This is a genomic window from Geodermatophilus telluris (assembly GCF_900102745.1).
GTDB classification, from domain to species: Bacteria; Actinomycetota; Actinomycetes; order Mycobacteriales; family Geodermatophilaceae; genus Geodermatophilus; species Geodermatophilus telluris.
The window spans coordinates 604635-620092 of sequence record NZ_FMZF01000002.1 but is presented as its reverse complement, the minus strand read 5'-3'; the positions used below and the strand labels follow the sequence as shown (position 1 = coordinate 620092).

Sequence of the window (15458 nt, the reverse complement as noted above, 5' to 3'; positions counted from 1 at the left end):
CGTGCCGACCGCTCCCGGGAACCGCCCCGGCCCCTTCCAGGACTGGTCGGCCAACCGTGGCCGGCCCGGCATCCAGCTGGTGCTGCTGCTCTTCCGCCTCGCCCAGCGGGCCCGCGGCGACGGCGGCCGGCTCCGCCGCCTGCCGGCCGCGCCGCTGATGCTGCTCTACCGCCTGGTCGCGCTGCGCCTGTTCGGCATCGACCTGCCCGTCTCGACCGCCGTGGGCCCCGGCCTGGCGATCCACCACGGCATGGGCCTGGTGGTCAACCGGGCCACCCGGATCGGCGGGTCGGTGACCCTCCGGCACAGCACCACCCTGGGCGCCCGCCGCACCGACGAGGACTGCCCGGTGCTCGCCGCCCACGTCGACGTCGGCCCGCACACGGTCCTGCTGGGCGCGATCCGCGTCGGCGAGGGGGCGCTCGTCGGGGCCGGGAGCGTCGTCCTGCACGACGTCCCCCCCGCCGCCTCCGTGGCCGGCAACCCCGCCCGCGTCCTGTCCACCCGAGGAGGAACCCCGTGCTGACGTCGACACCCGCCGGCCGCGTGGCCGGGTTCTGGCGCTCGTGCGCCCAGGACGGCCGGCTGGTCGGCTGCCTGGACGAGGTCTTCGCCACGCCCTGGCGGACCCGGCCCGTCCGCGTGCAGACGGTCAACCTCCAGCACGTGCACCTCATCGCGACCTCCCCGCGCGCCGCGGAGGCCGCGATGGCCGCCGACCTGGTCTCCGCCGACGGGTGGCCCCTCGCCTGGCTCGCCCGGCGCGGCGGCCGCGACTGCGCCCGGGTCACCGGGCGCGAGATCGTCGACGCGCTGCTCCAGGACCCCACGCTGGCCGGGCGGCGGGTCGCCCTGCTCGGCACGCGGGCGGAGGTGGCGGCCGCGTTCGCCGAGCAGCTCGCCCGCAACGACGTGACCCTGGCCTGGAGCCACCACGGGGACGCCCGCACCTGGGACGTGGCGGCGGTCGCGCGGGAGGTCGCCGCGCGCGACTGCGACGTCGTCCTCGTCGCCCTCGGCGCGCCGCGCGGGGAGCCGCTGGGCCAGGCGCTCGCCGAGCTCCTCCCCCGGGGCCTCGTCGTGGGGGTGGGCGGCGCGGTGGAGATGGCCACCGGCGACATGCCGGCGGCCCCCGGCTGGGTGGGCCGGGTCGGCCTCGAGTGGGCCTACCGGCTGGTCCACCAGCCCCGCCGGCTCGGCCGGCGCTACCTCGTCGAGAGCCCGCGCGCGCTGCTCCTGCTGGCACTCGCCGCCCGGGCCGGCACGTGAGCGCCGACCCGGGGCCCGCCCGGCTCGCGTCCGCGCTGTGGCCCCTGGTCCCGGGCACCGCCGTCGTGGCCGCCGTCGCCGGCCTCCTCCTGGCGCCCCTGGCCACCGTCGCGGCGGTCCTCGGCCTCGCCGTCCTCGCCGCGTCGGTGCGCTGGCCGCGCGAGACGGCCCTGGCCGCCATGGTCGGCGGTCCGCTGTACCTGTCGGGCTACGCGGCCGGCCCGGTGACCGCCGACAACGTCGCGGTCCTCTACGGCGCCGCCGTGGGCGCCGCCTGGCTCCTGGCGCGCCGCCGGTCGGGGACGCCGCTGGCCGCCTGGCCGGTCGCCCTCGCACTCGCCGTCACCCTGGCCGCGGCGGCCAACGGGGGCGCCGGCCTGCAGGGCACCGTCCGCTTCCTGTCCCTGGCCGTGCTGGCGCTCGTCCTGGTCAACTCGACCCCGGCCGCCCGCTCCCGCACCGTCGCGTGGGTCGAGGTCGCGGTGACCGTGGGCGCGCTGGTGCTCCTCGCCCAGCCGCTGACCGGCTACCCCGCCGCGTTCGGCACCGCGGAGGGGGTGGGCCTGCGCTTCGGCGGCCTGTTCGGGCACCCGAACTTCGCCGCCTACACGATCTGCCTCGTCCTGCTGTACCAGGTCTACGCCCGGCGGTTCACCGCCCTGCGGGTCGCCTCCACCGCGGTCCTGCTGACGGCGCTGCTCCTCACCGGCAGCCGTGCCGCCCTGCTCGTGTTCCTGGTCCTGCTGCTGCCGGCGGTGTGGCTGCGCGCCCGGCGCTTCCTCGGCCTGCTGGTGCCCGCGGTCGTGGCGCTGCCGTTCGTCGGGACCACCGTGCTGACCCGGCTGGAGAGCATCTCCCGGACCGGGGGGCTGTCCGGGCAGAACGCCTCGGGCTGGCGGCTCGGGCAGTGGCAGGACGCGCTGGAGGCCACCCGCGGGCACGAGCTCCTGGGGATCGGCTGGGGCCAGACGGTGTCGGTCATGGGCGACGAGCTCGGCGCGCACAGCACCTACGTCCAGCTGTGGCTGGAGGTGGGCCGCGTCGGCACCGTCGTGGCCGCCGTCGGGCTCGCCGTCCTGCTCGGGGCGGCGCGGGGCTCGCGGACCGCCCAGGTGCTGCTGGCCTACGCCGTCGTCGCGAGCGTCTCCGACCCGGTGCTGCTCTACCCCTCGTGCCTGACCGTGCTGCTGGTGCTGCTGTCCGAGCTGCTGCCGGCCCGGGACGCGGGCACCGCGGCGGCGCCGGGGTCCGGCGAGGCCGGGACGGCGGCCCCCACCACAACGCCACACCTGCAGGGAGCACCCGCATGACGCTGAGCTACGAGGTCCTCGTCCCGGCCTACCAGGCCGAGGACTCCATCGCCGCGGCCGTCGCCTCCGCCCTCGCCCAGGAGCCGGCCCCGCTGCGCGTCCTCGTCCACTCCGACGGCAGCACCGACGCGACCGTGGAGCGGGCCCGCGCGGCCGGCGCCGAGGTGGTCGACGCGGCCGAGAACCGCGGGGTGGGTGCCGCCCGCCAGGCGCTGCTGGAGCGGGCCCGGGCACCGTGGGTGCTGGTCCTCGACAGCGACGACCGGCTGCTGCCGGGCGCCGCGGGGCTGTTCGCCGGGGCGGTGGCGGCGCAGCCGGACGCCTGGGTGCTCGGCTTCGGCGAGGTCCCCGACACCTCGGCCGCGCCGGACGCCCCGCGGCTGGACCCGGCCCGCCCGGTCGACCTGCGCGGGCTGTGGCAGCGCAACCCCTTCGTCAGCTCCTCGACGCTGGTCCGCCGCGAGCCGGCGGTCCGCGTCGGGGGGTTCCCCGCGGTGCGGCGGCTGGTCGACTACGCCTTCTGGCTGGTCCTCGCCGGCGAGCCGGAGGCGGGCGGCCGGCTGTGGAACCGCACCGTGCCGGTGACGGCACGGGCGGTCCACGGCGGGACGATCACCGGCAACGTGGTCGCCGCGGTGCAGGCCGAGCGGGACCTGCTGGTCGCCCACGCGGACGCCGCGCTCGCCGGGCTGCCCGGCCCGGTCCGCACGGCGGCGACCCGGGTCCGGCTGGCGGTGCTGTGGTGGCGCGGCCTGTCCCGGCACCGGGACTACGGGCGCCCATCGTCGTCCTACCTCCCCGCGGGCGACGTCGTCCCCGGCGTCGTGCTGCCCGGGCTGCTGGGCCTCCTGGCCCTGCCCTCGGTGCAGCGCACCGTCCGGGCGGCGGCCCGCGGGGCGCGTGGCGCCCTGCACCGGGCCGCGGCAGCCGGCCGGCCGCCGGTCGCCCGCCCCGCGGTGGCTGCCTCCGAGGGGTGAGGGCGCCCCCGGCCGTCCCGACGGACGGCCCGGGGACCGGGAGGATCCAGGACAGAGGACGGCGCGGGCACCGGCGCGCCGTCGGGCGGGACGGGCCGGCGGACCGGTGCCGTCGGCGGGACACGGGGGAAGTGGGATGGACGGACGCGTGCTGACCGGGGTGGGACTGGGCCTGCTGGCCCCGCGCGAGGCGACCCGCCGGCACCTGCGGGCCGGGCTCTCGCTCGAGCAGTTCTTCGACGAGCTCAACCGCCAGGGGGTGCGCTACGCCGTCCTCCGCTGGTTCGAGACGCTGCCGGACGTCGAGCCCGGGGAGGACGTCGACGTCCTGGTGGCCGACGAGGACCTGCCGCGGCTGCGGTCGCTGCTGGCGTCGCACCGGGTGGCGCCGGCGCGGCAGGCGTTCGACGTCTACTCCGAGACCGGGCTCCCGGGCTCGGACTTCCGCGGGATCCCGTACCTCTCCCCCGCGCTGGCCGCCCGCGTGCTCGACCGCGCCGTCCTGTGGCGGGGGCGCTACCGGGTGCCCTCCCCGGCCGACCACTTCGACTCGATGGCCTACCACGTCGCCTACCACAAGGGGCTGCGGTCGGGGCTGCCCGCCGAGCCCGGCGGGTCCCCCGCGACCGGTTCTCCCGAGCACGACTACGTCGCGGTGCTCGGCGGTCTGGCCGCCGACGCCGGGCTGTCGGTCCGGCTCACCCTGGCCGACCTCGACGCGCACCTGGCGGCGAGCGGGCTGCGCCCGCCGCTGGACACCCTGGAGAAGCTCGCCGAGGCCAACCCGTGGCTGCGCGACGCCCTGGAGCGCGAGTTCGGACCCGCCGACGCCGACCTCCCCGGGCTCGCCGTCTTCGTGGTGCGGGAGCAGGCGGCCGGGCTGCTCGACCGGGTGCGCGCGGAGCTGGTCCGCGAGGGCTGGGAGCCCCTGGCCACCGTGCCGCTCGACCCCGCGCAGGCGGCGCGGGTCCGCGCCCGGGTGCGGGGCGGCAACTGGGGCGCCGGTCCCTTCGCCGTCAGCGGCGGCGGGCCGGCCGCCTACGTCGTCGCGTTCGACCTCGCCGCCGTCGTCGAGGGGGCGACCTCCTCGCCGGAGCGGGTGACCGCCTCGAAGCTCGCCGTCCGCCGCCGGCTGCTGGCCGGGCGGCCGGCGGGGGCGCGGTTCAACCCGCTGCACAGCTCGGACAACGCCCGGCAGGCGCTGGACTACCTCGACGCCCTCGACGACCCCGCTCTCGTGGCCGGGCTGCGCGCGCGGATCGCCGAACTGCGCGCCGCGACGGCCTTCCCGTACCCGGTCGTGGAGCTGCTGCCCAGCGGGCGGCGCCGCGCGGTGACCGCGGTCGTCGACCACCCCGAGTTCGGGAAGTGCGTCTGCAAGGTATTCCACCCCGGCGCCCGCCGGTTCCTGGAGCGGGAGCTGCGGGCCCGCACCGAGCTCGCCGACCTCCCCGAGGTGCCCGCCCTGCTGGAGGCCGGCGACACCTGGCTGCTGTCGCCGCGCTACACCGACACCCGGGCGCACGTCCGGCGTCCCCTCCCCGACGGCCCGCACGCCCAGCTCACGCCGGCGACCAGCCGCGCGCTGGCCCGGCTCGCCCGGACCGTGCACGAGCGCGGCGGCTTCCTGCTCGACCTCACGCCGCTGAACCTGGTGAGCGACGCGGTCGAGGGCCTGAAGGTCATCGACTGGGAGTTCCTGCAGGCGTTCCCGGGCGAGCGGCCCGCGCTGCTCGACTCGCCGACCGTCCGCGGACGGGACGACCGGTCGCCGGACGTCGACACGCCGCTGGGCGTCAGTTCCTCCGCCGGCGCCGTCCTCACCGTGTTCTCCCCCCGGGTCACCGGGGTGCCGCGGCGGCTGCTGCTGACCCGGCCGGCGTGGGCCGTCGCGCCGCTCGCCGAGCCGGGGATGGCCCTGGCGTGGCTGCTGCTCACCCTGCGGACGGCGGTCAAGCGCAGCCGCCCGCGGGTGCTGCGCGCGGCCCGGCGGGCCGCCCGCGGCGCCGTCGTCGGCGTCGCGTCGCTGCGCGGGTGAGCCCCCCGGACACCGCCGACCCGGCCGCGCCCGCCGCTCCGGGGCCCGACCGGTCCCTGGCCCGCTCGGCCGTCCGGGGGCTGTCCTGGTCGATGGTCGGCGCGCTCGGGCAGGCGCTGCTGCAGCTCGTCTCGATCGTCGTCCTGTCGCGGCTGCTGACCGCCGAGGAGTTCGGCACCGCGGTGGCGGCCACCGTGGTGATGGGCCTGGCCGTGGTGCTCGGGCAGCTGGGCATCGGCCCGGCCCTCGTGCAGTCGCGGCAGCTGCGCGACGAGGACGTGGCCACCGCCTTCTCCGTGGCCGCCGGGCTGGGCGTGCTGCTGGCCGCGGCGCTGTTCCTGGCCGCCCCCGTCATCGGCCCCCTCGTCGGCCTGCCGGCCGACTCCTGGTTCCTGCGGCTGCTGTCGGTCGTCCTGGTCCTCGGCGGACTGGGCTCGGTGTCCCTGGGCCTGCTGCAGCGGCAGCTGCGCTTCCGCGCCCTCGTGCTGGTCGAGCTGGGCGCCTACGGCGTCGGGTACCTCGGCACGACCGTCGCCCTGGCCTCCGCCGGAGCGGGTGCGGCGGCGCTGGTGTGGGGGCAGGTGGTCCAGGCGCTGGTGACGGCCGTGGGGGCGTACGCGCTGGTCCGCCACCCGGTGCGACCGCCGTCCTGGCCGGTGGCGGTCCGGTCGGCGCGCCGGGTCCTGGGGTTCGGGTCGGCCTACTCGCTGGCCCAGCTGGGCAACTGGGTCGGCCTCAACGGGGACAACCTCGTGGTCACCTCCACGCTCGGCCCCGCCGCCCTCGGCGCCTACTCGCGCGCCTACCAGCTGCTGGTCCAGCCCGCGAACCTCATCGGGACCGTCGCGGACAAGGTGCTCTTCCCGGCCCTGTCGCGGATCCAGGACGACCGCGACCGGCTCGCCCGGGCCTACGTCCTGGCCGGGTCGTTGGTGGCCCTGCTCACCCTCCCGGTCAGCGTGCTGCTCCTCGTCCTCGCCCCCGAGGTGGTCGCGGTCCTGCTGGGCCCGGGCTGGACGTCGGTGGTCCTGCCGCTGCAGGTCTTCGCCGTGGTGCTCCTGCCGCGCACCGCCTACAAGATCAGCGGTTCCCTCACCCGGGCCACCGGCGCGGTCCTCGGGGGTGCGTGGCGCCAGTGGCTGTACGCGGCCGAGGTCACGGTCGGCTGCGCGGTCGGCAGCGCGTGGGGTGTTCCCGGGGTCGCCGTCGGGGCGTCCGTCGCGATCGTCGCGCACTTCGCCACGATGCTGGTCTTCTCGGCGCGGATCAGCCCCGGCCTGGTCGGGCGGGTGCTGCGCAGCTACGCGCGGTCGCTGCCGGTCGCCGTCGCCACCGCCGCGGCCGCCTGGCCCGCGGCCGCGCTGCTGCGCCCGTCCACGCCCGACGCGGTCGTCGTCCTCGGCACCGTGGTGAGCGGCCTGCTGGCGGCCGGTGCGGCCCTGCTCGCCTCCCGGCGGCTGTTCCGCGACGAGCTGTCGGTCCTGGCCGCCGCACGGTCCCGCCCGGCACCGCCGGGCCGACCCCCGCGCACCCGTCCGGGCGTGTGACGTCCCCCGCACGGGTCCCCGGGAACCGGGGGGGAGGGTGGCCGCCCGGCCGGTCAGGGCCTACGTTCGGGGACCGATGCCCCTCCTCACCCAGCGGACCGCGACGACCCCGCCCGCGGTCCGGGACCGTGGCCGGAGCAGCCGCCGGGTCACCTGTGACGTGTGGCTGCTCGACCTGACCGACGGCCGCTGGGACGTCCCGCGGGCCGCCGCGCTGCTGAGCTCCGCCGAGCGGGCGCGTGCCGAGCGCGGCACCCCGGCGGTCCGCCGTCGTCGGGTGCTCGTGCGGGCGGTGCTGCGGGAGGTCCTCGGGGAGCTCCTCGCGACGGCGCCCGGCGAGGTCCCGCTGGACCGGCGCGACGGCCGCCCCGTCCTCGCCGGCGCCGCCGCCGGATCCGGCCTGGACGTCTCCTGCTCGACCGGCGACGGACTGGCGCTGGTCGCCGTCGCGCACGGGACCCGGGTCGGCGTGGACGTCGAGCCCCAGCGGGAGCAGGACTGGCGCGACGCCGCCGCCGAGGGCTGGCTCGCGCCCGCCGAGGTGGCCGCCGTCGCCGCGCTGCCCCCGGCGGAGCGGGCCGGCGCGCTGACCCGCCGGTGGACCCAGAAGGAGGCCGTGCTCAAGGCGGAGGGCGTGGGGCTGCGCCGGGACCCGGCGACCGTGCCCACCCCCGGCGGGGACGCGGGCCGGGCCGGCGCGTGGGAGCTGGTGGCCGTGCCGGTGCCCGACGGCCACCTGGCCAGCCTGGCCACCGGCCGGCCCGTCGTCCCGGTCATCGAGGAGAGGAGCCCGTGGTGACCCGGTCGACCACGGCGCCCGGGGTGGGGCGCGCCGCGCCGGGCGAGCCGCAGCTGGCGTCCTTCCGCGCGGTGTGCGAGCAGCTGGCCGGCCGCGAGCTGCGCGGCGCCACGGCGCTGCACGAGTTCTCGGTGTCGTCCTCCCGCGAGTTCTGGCAGGCCCTCCTGCACTGGTCGGGTCTGCTGTGGGAGGGCACGAGCGAGCCGGTCTGCACCGGCGACGACGTCGAGACCGCCCGGTTCTTCCCCGGCGTCCGGCTGAACTACGCCGAGAACGTCCTCTGCCCGCTGGGCGACGACGACGCGCCGGCCCTGACCTCCGTGCACGCCACCCGCCCGGCCGAGCACCTCACCCGGGGCGAGCTGCGCAGCGCCGTCGCGCGCACCGCCGCCGCGCTGCGCACCGCGGGCGTCGGGCCCAGCGACACCGTGGCGAGCGTCGCCCCCAACCACGCGGGCACGGTCGTCGCCGCCCTCGCGGTGGCCGCGATCGGCGCGACGCTGTCCTCGGCGACCCCGGACATGGGACCGGGCACGCTGCTAGGCCGCTTCGGGCAGGTCCGCCCGGCGGTCCTGCTCGTCGACCGCACCGGCACCGGCGCCGGCGCCGACGGCGACGGGGTGGCCGCGCTGGTCGCCGGCCTGCCCGAGGTGCGGCAGGTGCTGGTGCTGGACGACGAGCCGCTCGCTGCCGTCGGCGGCGTGCCGGTCGCCCGCCTGGCCGAGCTGGTCGCCGCGGTGCCGGACGGCGCCGCGCCGGAGGACTGGCCGCGACTGCCGTTCGACCACCCGCTGTGGGTGATGTTCTCCTCCGGCACCACCGGCCCGCCGAAGGCGATGGTCCACGGCGCGGGCGGCTCGCTGCTCGAGCACGTCAAGGAGCACCGCCTGCACGGCGACCTGCGGCGCGGGGACGTCCTGTACTTCCACACCACCACCGCCTGGATGATGTGGAACTGGCAGCTCTCCGCGCTGGCCGTGGGCGCGCACGTCGTCCTCTACGACGGCCCGGTCGACGGGCCGGAGACGCTGTGGCGGCTGGTCGCCGAGCACGGCGTCACCGTCTTCGGCACCAGCCCCGCGTACCTGCAGCTGTGCCAGGACGAGGGCTACCGCCCCCGCGACGCGGTGGACCTGCGGGCGCTCCGGGCGGTCCTGTCGACCGGCGCGGTCCTGCACGACTGGCAGTTCGACTGGCTGGCCGACGCCGTGGGCGACGTGCCCCTGCAGTCGGTCTCCGGCGGCACGGACATCGTCGGCTGCTTCGTCCTCGGCCACCCGGAGCTGCCGGTGCAGCGGGGGCGCTCGCAGGCGCTGAGCCTCGGCCTGGACGTGGCCGCGCTCGACGACGCCGGCGTCCCGGTGCTCGGGGAGGTCGGCGAGCTCGTCTGCCGCCGTCCGTTCCCGTCGCGGCCGGTCGGCTTCCTCGCCGACCCCGACGGCCGGCGCTTCCACGAGGCCTACTTCGCCGACCACCCGGGCGTGTGGACCCACGGGGACCGCATCGAGATCGCCGCCGACGGCTCGGCGCGGGTGCACGGCCGCTCCGACGGGGTGCTCAACATCGACGGCATCCGGATCGGGCCGTCGGAGATCTACACCATCGTGCGCCGGCTGCCCGAGGTCGCCGACGCGATGGCGCTGGAGCAGCAGGACCCGACCCGCCCCGGCGCGGCCCGGCTCGTCCTGCTCGTCGTCCTGACCCCGGGCACGACGCTGGACGACGACCTGGCGCAGCGGGTCCGCGCCGTCCTGCGGCGGCAGGGCTCCGCGGCGCACGTGCCCTCGCTGGTGCTGCAGGTCGAGGACCTGCCGGTGACGCACAACGGCAAGAAGTCCGAGCGCGCGGCCCGGGACACGCTCGACGGCGTCCCGGTGCGCAACCTGGCCGCGCTGCGGAACCCGGCCAGCCTGGCCGGGATCGCCACGGCGGCGCAGCAGGCGGCGCGGGCCGACGCGGCCCGCCGCGAGGCCGTGGACGACATTCCCGACGGCGTCGCGCGGGCGTTCGCCGAGGTGCTGCACGCCCCGGTGGACGAGGGGACGCACTTCTTCGACGCCGGCGGCACGTCGCGGCAGTCGATGACGCTGCTGCGCCGGCTGCGCGGGGAGCTGGGCCGGCCGATCGGCATGGACGACTTCCTCGCCGACCCCACCGTCCGGGGGCTGCGGGCGGCGCTGGCCGCCGACCCCGCACCGGCCGACGCGGTCGAGCGCCTCCGCGAGGGGGCCGCCGGCGTCCCGCCGCTGGTCTTCGTGCACGGGGTCCACGGCGACACCGACCTCTACCGGTCGCTGGTCCAGGCGCTGGAGACCGACGCCCCGGTGTACGGCCTGACCGCGCACCCCGGCACCGGGCACGCGGTCGGCACGCTGTCCCTGGCCGACCTCGCCCGCCGGCACGTGGAGACGCTCACCGCGCTGGTCCCCGACGGTCCGGTGCGGCTGGCGGGCTACTCCTTCGGCGGGCTGGTGGCCTTCGAGATGGCGGGCTTGCTGACCGCCCGCGGCCGCGAGGTCACCTTCCTCGGCCTGCTCGACACGCTCCCGCCGAGCAGCCAGCTGTCGGACGGCGCCCGGCGGCTCTACCACCTGGCCGGGAGGCTGGCGCACACCCTGCCGGGCATGGGGGAGGTCACGGCCGGCCAGTTCCGCCGGCGGGTCGCCGACCGGCTGCTCCGCCGTCGCCGCGCCGCCTCCCCGGCGCCCGCGACGGCCCCGGACCGGGAGCTGGCCCGCGGCGAGGAGCTGTTCCACGCGCACCGCTGGAGCCGCCACCCGGGGCCGGTGAGCTACTTCCGGGCCCGCCGGCGACCGCCCGTCGTCCTGAACCACCTGTACGCGTGGCGGCGGGTCGCACCGGACCTGACCGTCGTCGACGTCCCCGGCGCGCACGACGACCTGCTGGCCGCCGAGCACACCCCGGAGCTGGCCGCCCGCTTCTCCGCGGCCCTGCGGCGCTCGGCCGCCTGACGGGAGCCGGCGTCAGCGCACCGCCGGGCAGCGCAGGACGTGGTCGAGGACCGGTGCCAGGGCCCCCGCGACGTCCTCGACGGCACGGGTGTGCGCCTCCGGGGGCCCGCTGATCGGGTCGTCGACGTCGTCCCCCGCACCACCGGCCCGCAGGCGACGGGCCGCGGCCAGCCGGCCCACGAGCTCGCGCGGGTCGCCGCCGGGCGTCCCGGGGAGCTCCGGGGACCCCTCGGCCAGCCGCGCCAGGTCGGCCGCCTCGCGGAGGGTGAAGGTCCGGGACAGCGCCCGCGGCTCGAGGGCGAGCACGGACTGCCGGTGCTCGCGCGTCATCGTCAGCACCAGGTCCGCCGCGGCGACCAACGGCGCGCGCAGCCGGCGGGCGGTGAACCCCTCGACGTCCCCGCCGAGCGCGCGCACGGCCGCGGCGGTGTGCGGGTGGACCGCGGCGCCGACCACCGCCCGCGTCCCCGCGCTGTGCACCTGGACGCCGGAGGCGGCCGGCCCGAGGAGCTCCTCGAGCCGCCGCCGGGCCAGCCGCTCCGCGGCCGCGGACCGGCAGATGTTGCCCGTGCAGACGAACAGCAGCCGGAACGCGGCCGCGGGGGCCGGCTCCGCGGCACCCACGGGCCGGGGGCCGGTCACCGCGCGGCGGTCGCCGGCGCGGCGCCGTACTCGGCGCTGTAGCCGTAGGCCGCGCTGACGTCGTCCCGCACCGGGACGATGTTCAGGACGGTGCCGACCGTCCGGGCGCCCACGCGGTCGAGCGTGGCGCGGGTCCGCTGCAGCTGCTCCCGCGTCGTGCTGCCGTGCCGCACGGAGAGCAGGACGCCGTCGGCGAGGACGGCCAGGCCGGTCGCGTCGGCGACGGGCAGCATCGGCGGGGCGTCGAGGACGACGTAGTCGTGGGTCTCCCGGAGGTGCTCGAGCAGGGCGCGCATGGCGCCGGAGGCGAGCAGCTGGGCCGGGTTGGGCGCCGTCGGGCCGGCGCCGACGACGACGAGGCCGCCGTCCTCACCGACGGGCTGGGCCACGTCCTCGACGTGCGCCCGCCCGGTCAGGACGTTGGTCAGGCCCACCCCGGTGACCAGGCCGAGGTAGCTCGTCACCCGCGGCCGGCGCAGGTCGGCCTCGATGAGCACCACCCGCTGCCCGGCGTCGGCCAGGGCGAGCGCGAGGTTGACCGCGACCGTCGTCTTCCCCTCCGACGGCATGGCGCTGGAGACCACGAGCACCCGCGGGGGCGTGTCGACGTCGAGGAACTGCAGGTTGGTCTGCAGGTGCCGGTAGGCCTCGGCCGAGCGGCTCGAGCCCTGCAGGTCCACCCGGTGCCGCTGCTGCAGCTCGTCGTCGCGGAGGACGACGCCGATGACCGGCGCGCCGGCCAGCTCGGTCACCTCGTCGGGGTCCTTGAGCGAGCGGTCCAGCCGGGCCCGGACGACCGCGGTGGCCGCGCCCAGGGCCAGGCCGACGACCAGGCCGACGGCGAGGTCGAGCACCGGCTGCGGCGCGCTGGGCGAGCGGGGCAGGTCCGCGGCGCCGAAGACGGTGACCCGCACCGGCGACGTCAGGGAGCCGGCCGGGGTCTCCAGCTCCGCCACCGCCGCGATGAACTCGTCGGCGACCGTGCGGGCGATCCGCTGCGCCTGGCCGGGCGAGGGGTCGGTGACGCTGACGTCGAGGACCACCGTGCCGGACACCGGCGCCGCCTCGACGCGGGCGGCCAGCTGGGCCGGGGTCTCGGCCAGGTCGAGCTCGGCGACCACCCGGGCGGCCAGCTCCTGGCTGGTCAGCAGCTCGGCGTAGGAGGCGATGCGCTTCTCCGCGAACTGGTTGCCCTGGAACGCCTCGGCGGTGGACGTCGAGTCGGTCGTGGCCACGAACAGCTGCGTGTGCGAGGTGTAGACGGGCGTGGTGCCCGCGGTGACGGCCACGGCGGCCACCCCTCCGAGGAGGAGGCCCAGCACCGGCATCCACCACCCTCGCCGCAGCGCCCGGAGCAGCTCACCGAAGTTCATCGTGCGTCCTCGTTCCCCCGAGTCGGATGTGGCCGGACGGCCCGCGGCCCGAGCCGCGCCCGACGGACGATAGGTGCGGCCGCACCGGCCGGACCCGCTCCTCCCGGAGGCCTCCCCCCTAGGGGTTGTTTCCGGGGGCCCCACGCCCGCCTCCCCCTCCCGCCGCCTTCCTGGGGGCTCCCCGGGGTGTCACGATCCCGGCTCGCCGCCCGGCGTCCGCCGGGTGCGCCGCCGGCCGCTCGGTCGGCGGACCGGGTCGTTCAGGGGGAGTCCGTGTCGATGAGGATCTCGGTGGTCGGGTGTGGCTACCTCGGGGCGGTGCACGCCGCGTCGATGGCCGAGCTGGGGCACGAGGTGGTCGGCATCGACGTCGACGGGCCGAAGACCGCGGCGCTGAACGAGGCGCGCGCGCCGTTCTACGAGCCGGGCTTCGAGGAGCTGCTGGCCCGCACGCTGGCCACCGGGCGGCTGCGGTTCTCCACCGACGTGACCGAGGCCGCCGGCGCGCAGGTGCACTTCGTGTGCGTGGGCACCCCGCAGAAGCGCGGGGAGTACGCCGCCGACCTGCGCTACGTGCAGGAGGCCGTGGAGTCGCTGCTGGGCGTCCTGGCCCCCGGCGACCTGGTGGTGGGCAAGTCCACGGTGCCGGTGGGCACCGCGGCGCGGCTGGCGGAGCTGGTCGGCGAGAAGGTGCCCGGGGCGCTGCTGGCGTGGAACCCGGAGTTCCTCCGCGAGGGCTTCGCCGTCCACGACACCCTCGAGCCCGACCGGCTGGTGTACGGCCTGCCCGCCGGGGACGACGGCGCGACCGCCGAGCGCCTCCTCGATGCGGTGTACGCCCCCATCGTGGCGCGGGGGACCCCGAAGGTGACCACCGACTTCGCCACCGCCGAGATGGTCAAGACCGCCGCCAACTCCTTCCTGGCCACCAAGATCTCCTTCATCAACGCGATGGCCGAGCTGTGCGAGGCCACCGGCGCCGACGTCAAGCAGCTCGCCGACGCCATCGGCTACGACGACCGCATCGGGCGGAAGTTCCTCAACGCCGGCCTCGGCTTCGGCGGCGGCTGCCTGCCCAAGGACATCCGCGCCTTCATGGCCCGCGCCGGCGAGCTCGGGGCCGATCAGGCGCTGACGTTCCTGCGCGAGGTGGACAACATCAACATGCGCCGGCGCATCCGGATGGTGGAGCTGGCCCGCGAGGTGCTCGACGGATCGCTGCTCGGCAAGCACGTCGCCGTCCTCGGCGCGGCGTTCAAGCCCGACAGCGACGACATCCGCGACTCCCCGGCGCTCAACGTCGCCGCCCAGCTGCAGCTGCAGGGCGCGGTGGTGCGGGTGACCGACCCGGCGGCGGTGGACAACGCCCGCCGGCTGTGGCCGCAGCTGGACTACGCGCCCACCCCGGAGGAGGCCGCCGCCGGCGCGGATGCGGTGCTGGTGCTCACCGAGTGGCGCCAGTACCGCGAGCTCGACCCGGCCGCTTTCGGGACCGTGGTGCGCCAGAAGCGGGTGCTCGACGGGCGCAACGCCCTCGACCGCGAGGCCTGGACCGCCGCCGGCTGGACCTACCGGGCCCTCGGCCGCCGGACCGACTGATGCGCGCCCGGCACGCCTCCCCCGACGGCCGGACCCACCGCTCCCGGGGCGGGCGGTGGGAGCGGCCGCCGGCCTGGGCCCTCGCCGCCATGGCGCTGTGCCTGGCCGGCCTCGCCGTCGTCGGCCCCTCGGCCCTGCGGCAGGACACGGTCCCCGCGGCCGGTGCCGCCGAGCCGACCGGCACCGGGTCCACCGCCACCGGGCCCGCCGCCACCGAACCCGCCGCCACCGGGCCGGCCCCGTCCACCCGGGCGGCCGTCCCGGTGCCGCGGCCGGCCGACCGGGCCCTGCGGGTGCTGTTCATCGGCGACTCGCTGATGTGGGGCTCCTTCGCCAGCGACGAGAGCCTGACCTACCGGGCCCGCGTCACCGCCGCGCTGTCGGCCGGCGGGCCGGTCGAGACCGCCACCGTCGGCGGCCCCGGCTGGAGCGCGGCCGAGGCGGCGGAGGACCTGCCCGGGGTGTCCGGGCCGTTCGACCTGGTGGTCGTCGAGGTCGGCGCCAACGACTCGGTCGCCCTCACCGCGGCCGAGTTCGGCGCGGACTACGCGGCGCTGCTCGACGGCGTCCGCGCGCTGGCCCCCGACGCCACGCTGCTGTGTGACGGCGTGTGGAACGGCCCGGAGCTCGCCACCCCCCTCGACCGCGAGCTGCGGCCGGTCTGCGCCGATCACGGCGGCGTCGTGGTCCCGCTCAGCCCGCTCTACGTCGACGAGACGCTGCGCGGGCCCGAGGGGTCGGTGCTGGCCAGCGGGGCGGTCCGCGACCAGTTCCACCCCAACGACGCGGGACACGCCGCCATCGCCGAGGCGATGCTGGCGGTCCTCGACCTCTGAGCGGGCCGGGCCGGCGGGCCCGCCCCGCGCGGGTGTCACCTCGCGGGGGGACGCGACGCTCACTCTCGGTCACCTAGCGTCGATCGAGATCATCCG

Annotated in this window: 12 protein-coding genes; 10 read left to right on the top strand and 2 right to left on the bottom strand. The window is 77.7% G+C overall.

Going from position 1 to position 15458, the window contains the following annotated elements; all coding sequences use genetic code 11:
- Position 1: 1 nt before the first annotated feature.
- The 8 genes from BLQ97_RS08185 (at position 2) to BLQ97_RS08150 (ending at position 10912) form a co-directional block, all read left to right on the top strand.
- Entirely contained in the window at positions 2-526 is a 525-nt protein-coding gene (locus BLQ97_RS08185) for a serine O-acetyltransferase (protein WP_091365013.1), read from the top strand.
- Positions 520-1269, top strand: coding sequence for a WecB/TagA/CpsF family glycosyltransferase (locus tag BLQ97_RS08180; protein WP_091365011.1), 750 nt, complete (start codon positions 520-522; stop codon positions 1267-1269). Before BLQ97_RS08185 ends, BLQ97_RS08180 begins: the two co-directional genes overlap by 7 nt.
- Entirely contained in the window at positions 1266-2579 is a 1314-nt protein-coding gene (locus BLQ97_RS08175; RefSeq protein WP_091365010.1) for an O-antigen ligase family protein, read from the top strand. Before BLQ97_RS08180 ends, BLQ97_RS08175 begins: the two co-directional genes overlap by 4 nt.
- Positions 2576-3556: a glycosyltransferase family 2 protein gene (locus tag BLQ97_RS08170; RefSeq protein WP_091365008.1), complete on the top strand. Its 981-nt coding sequence runs from the start codon at positions 2576-2578 to the stop codon at positions 3554-3556. Before BLQ97_RS08175 ends, BLQ97_RS08170 begins: the two co-directional genes overlap by 4 nt.
- A gap of 136 nt (positions 3557-3692) precedes the next feature.
- The gene (locus BLQ97_RS08165; protein WP_091365007.1) at positions 3693-5594 is read left to right on the top strand and encodes a hypothetical protein; all 1902 of its coding nucleotides are present in this window, start codon (positions 3693-3695) and stop codon (positions 5592-5594) included.
- Positions 5591-7141 carry an oligosaccharide flippase family protein gene (locus tag BLQ97_RS08160; RefSeq protein ID WP_091365005.1) on the top strand — a complete coding sequence of 517 codons (1551 nt, stop codon included), beginning with the start codon at positions 5591-5593 and terminating at the stop codon, positions 7139-7141. The genes BLQ97_RS08165 and BLQ97_RS08160 overlap by 4 nt, the downstream gene beginning before the upstream one ends.
- Before the next feature lie 76 nt (positions 7142-7217).
- The gene (locus BLQ97_RS08155) at positions 7218-7940 is read left to right on the top strand and encodes a 4'-phosphopantetheinyl transferase family protein (protein WP_091365004.1); all 723 of its coding nucleotides are present in this window, start codon (positions 7218-7220) and stop codon (positions 7938-7940) included.
- Positions 7937-10912 (top strand): acetoacetate--CoA ligase, encoded by a 2976-nt coding sequence (locus tag BLQ97_RS08150; protein WP_091365002.1) that lies wholly within the window; start codon positions 7937-7939, stop codon positions 10910-10912. The genes BLQ97_RS08155 and BLQ97_RS08150 overlap by 4 nt, the downstream gene beginning before the upstream one ends.
- Before the next feature lie 12 nt (positions 10913-10924).
- On the opposite strand, the gene BLQ97_RS08145 is transcribed toward BLQ97_RS08150, so the two are convergent.
- Together BLQ97_RS08145 and BLQ97_RS08140 are read right to left on the bottom strand one after the other, a co-directional pair.
- Positions 10925-11554, bottom strand: coding sequence for an arsenate reductase/protein-tyrosine-phosphatase family protein (locus BLQ97_RS08145; RefSeq protein ID WP_091365001.1), 630 nt, complete (start codon positions 11552-11554; stop codon positions 10925-10927).
- Positions 11551-12927 (bottom strand): tyrosine-protein kinase domain-containing protein, encoded by a 1377-nt coding sequence (locus BLQ97_RS08140; RefSeq protein ID WP_091364999.1) that lies wholly within the window; start codon positions 12925-12927, stop codon positions 11551-11553. The genes BLQ97_RS08145 and BLQ97_RS08140 overlap by 4 nt, the downstream gene beginning before the upstream one ends.
- Positions 12928-13206: 279 nt before the next feature.
- Between BLQ97_RS08140 and BLQ97_RS08135 the strand changes: the two genes are divergently transcribed.
- Both BLQ97_RS08135 and BLQ97_RS08130 read left to right on the top strand, forming a co-directional pair.
- On the top strand, positions 13207-14526 hold the full coding sequence (locus tag BLQ97_RS08135) for a UDP-glucose dehydrogenase family protein (RefSeq protein WP_091364997.1): 1320 nt from the start codon (positions 13207-13209) through the stop codon (positions 14524-14526).
- The gene (locus tag BLQ97_RS08130; protein ID WP_091364996.1) at positions 14526-15362 is read left to right on the top strand and encodes an SGNH/GDSL hydrolase family protein; all 837 of its coding nucleotides are present in this window, start codon (positions 14526-14528) and stop codon (positions 15360-15362) included. The genes BLQ97_RS08135 and BLQ97_RS08130 overlap by 1 nt, the downstream gene beginning before the upstream one ends.
- Positions 15363-15458: the final 96 nt, after the last annotated feature.

Excerpts from the sequence above, each read along its gene's own strand:
- BLQ97_RS08170 (WP_091365008.1), top strand. The coding sequence starts at position 2,576 with ATGACGCTGAGCTACGAGGTCCTCGTCCCGGCCTACCAGGCCGAGGAC.
- BLQ97_RS08165 (WP_091365007.1), top strand. The coding sequence starts at position 3,693 with ATGGACGGACGCGTGCTGACCGGGGTGGGACTGGGCCTGCTGGCCCCG.
- BLQ97_RS08155 (WP_091365004.1), top strand. The coding sequence starts at position 7,218 with ATGCCCCTCCTCACCCAGCGGACCGCGACGACCCCGCCCGCGGTCCGG.
- BLQ97_RS08140 (WP_091364999.1), bottom strand. The coding sequence starts at position 12,927 with ATGAACTTCGGTGAGCTGCTCCGGGCGCTGCGGCGAGGGTGGTGGATG.
- BLQ97_RS08135 (WP_091364997.1), top strand. The coding sequence starts at position 13,207 with ATGAGGATCTCGGTGGTCGGGTGTGGCTACCTCGGGGCGGTGCACGCC.
- BLQ97_RS08130 (WP_091364996.1), top strand. The coding sequence starts at position 14,526 with ATGCGCGCCCGGCACGCCTCCCCCGACGGCCGGACCCACCGCTCCCGG.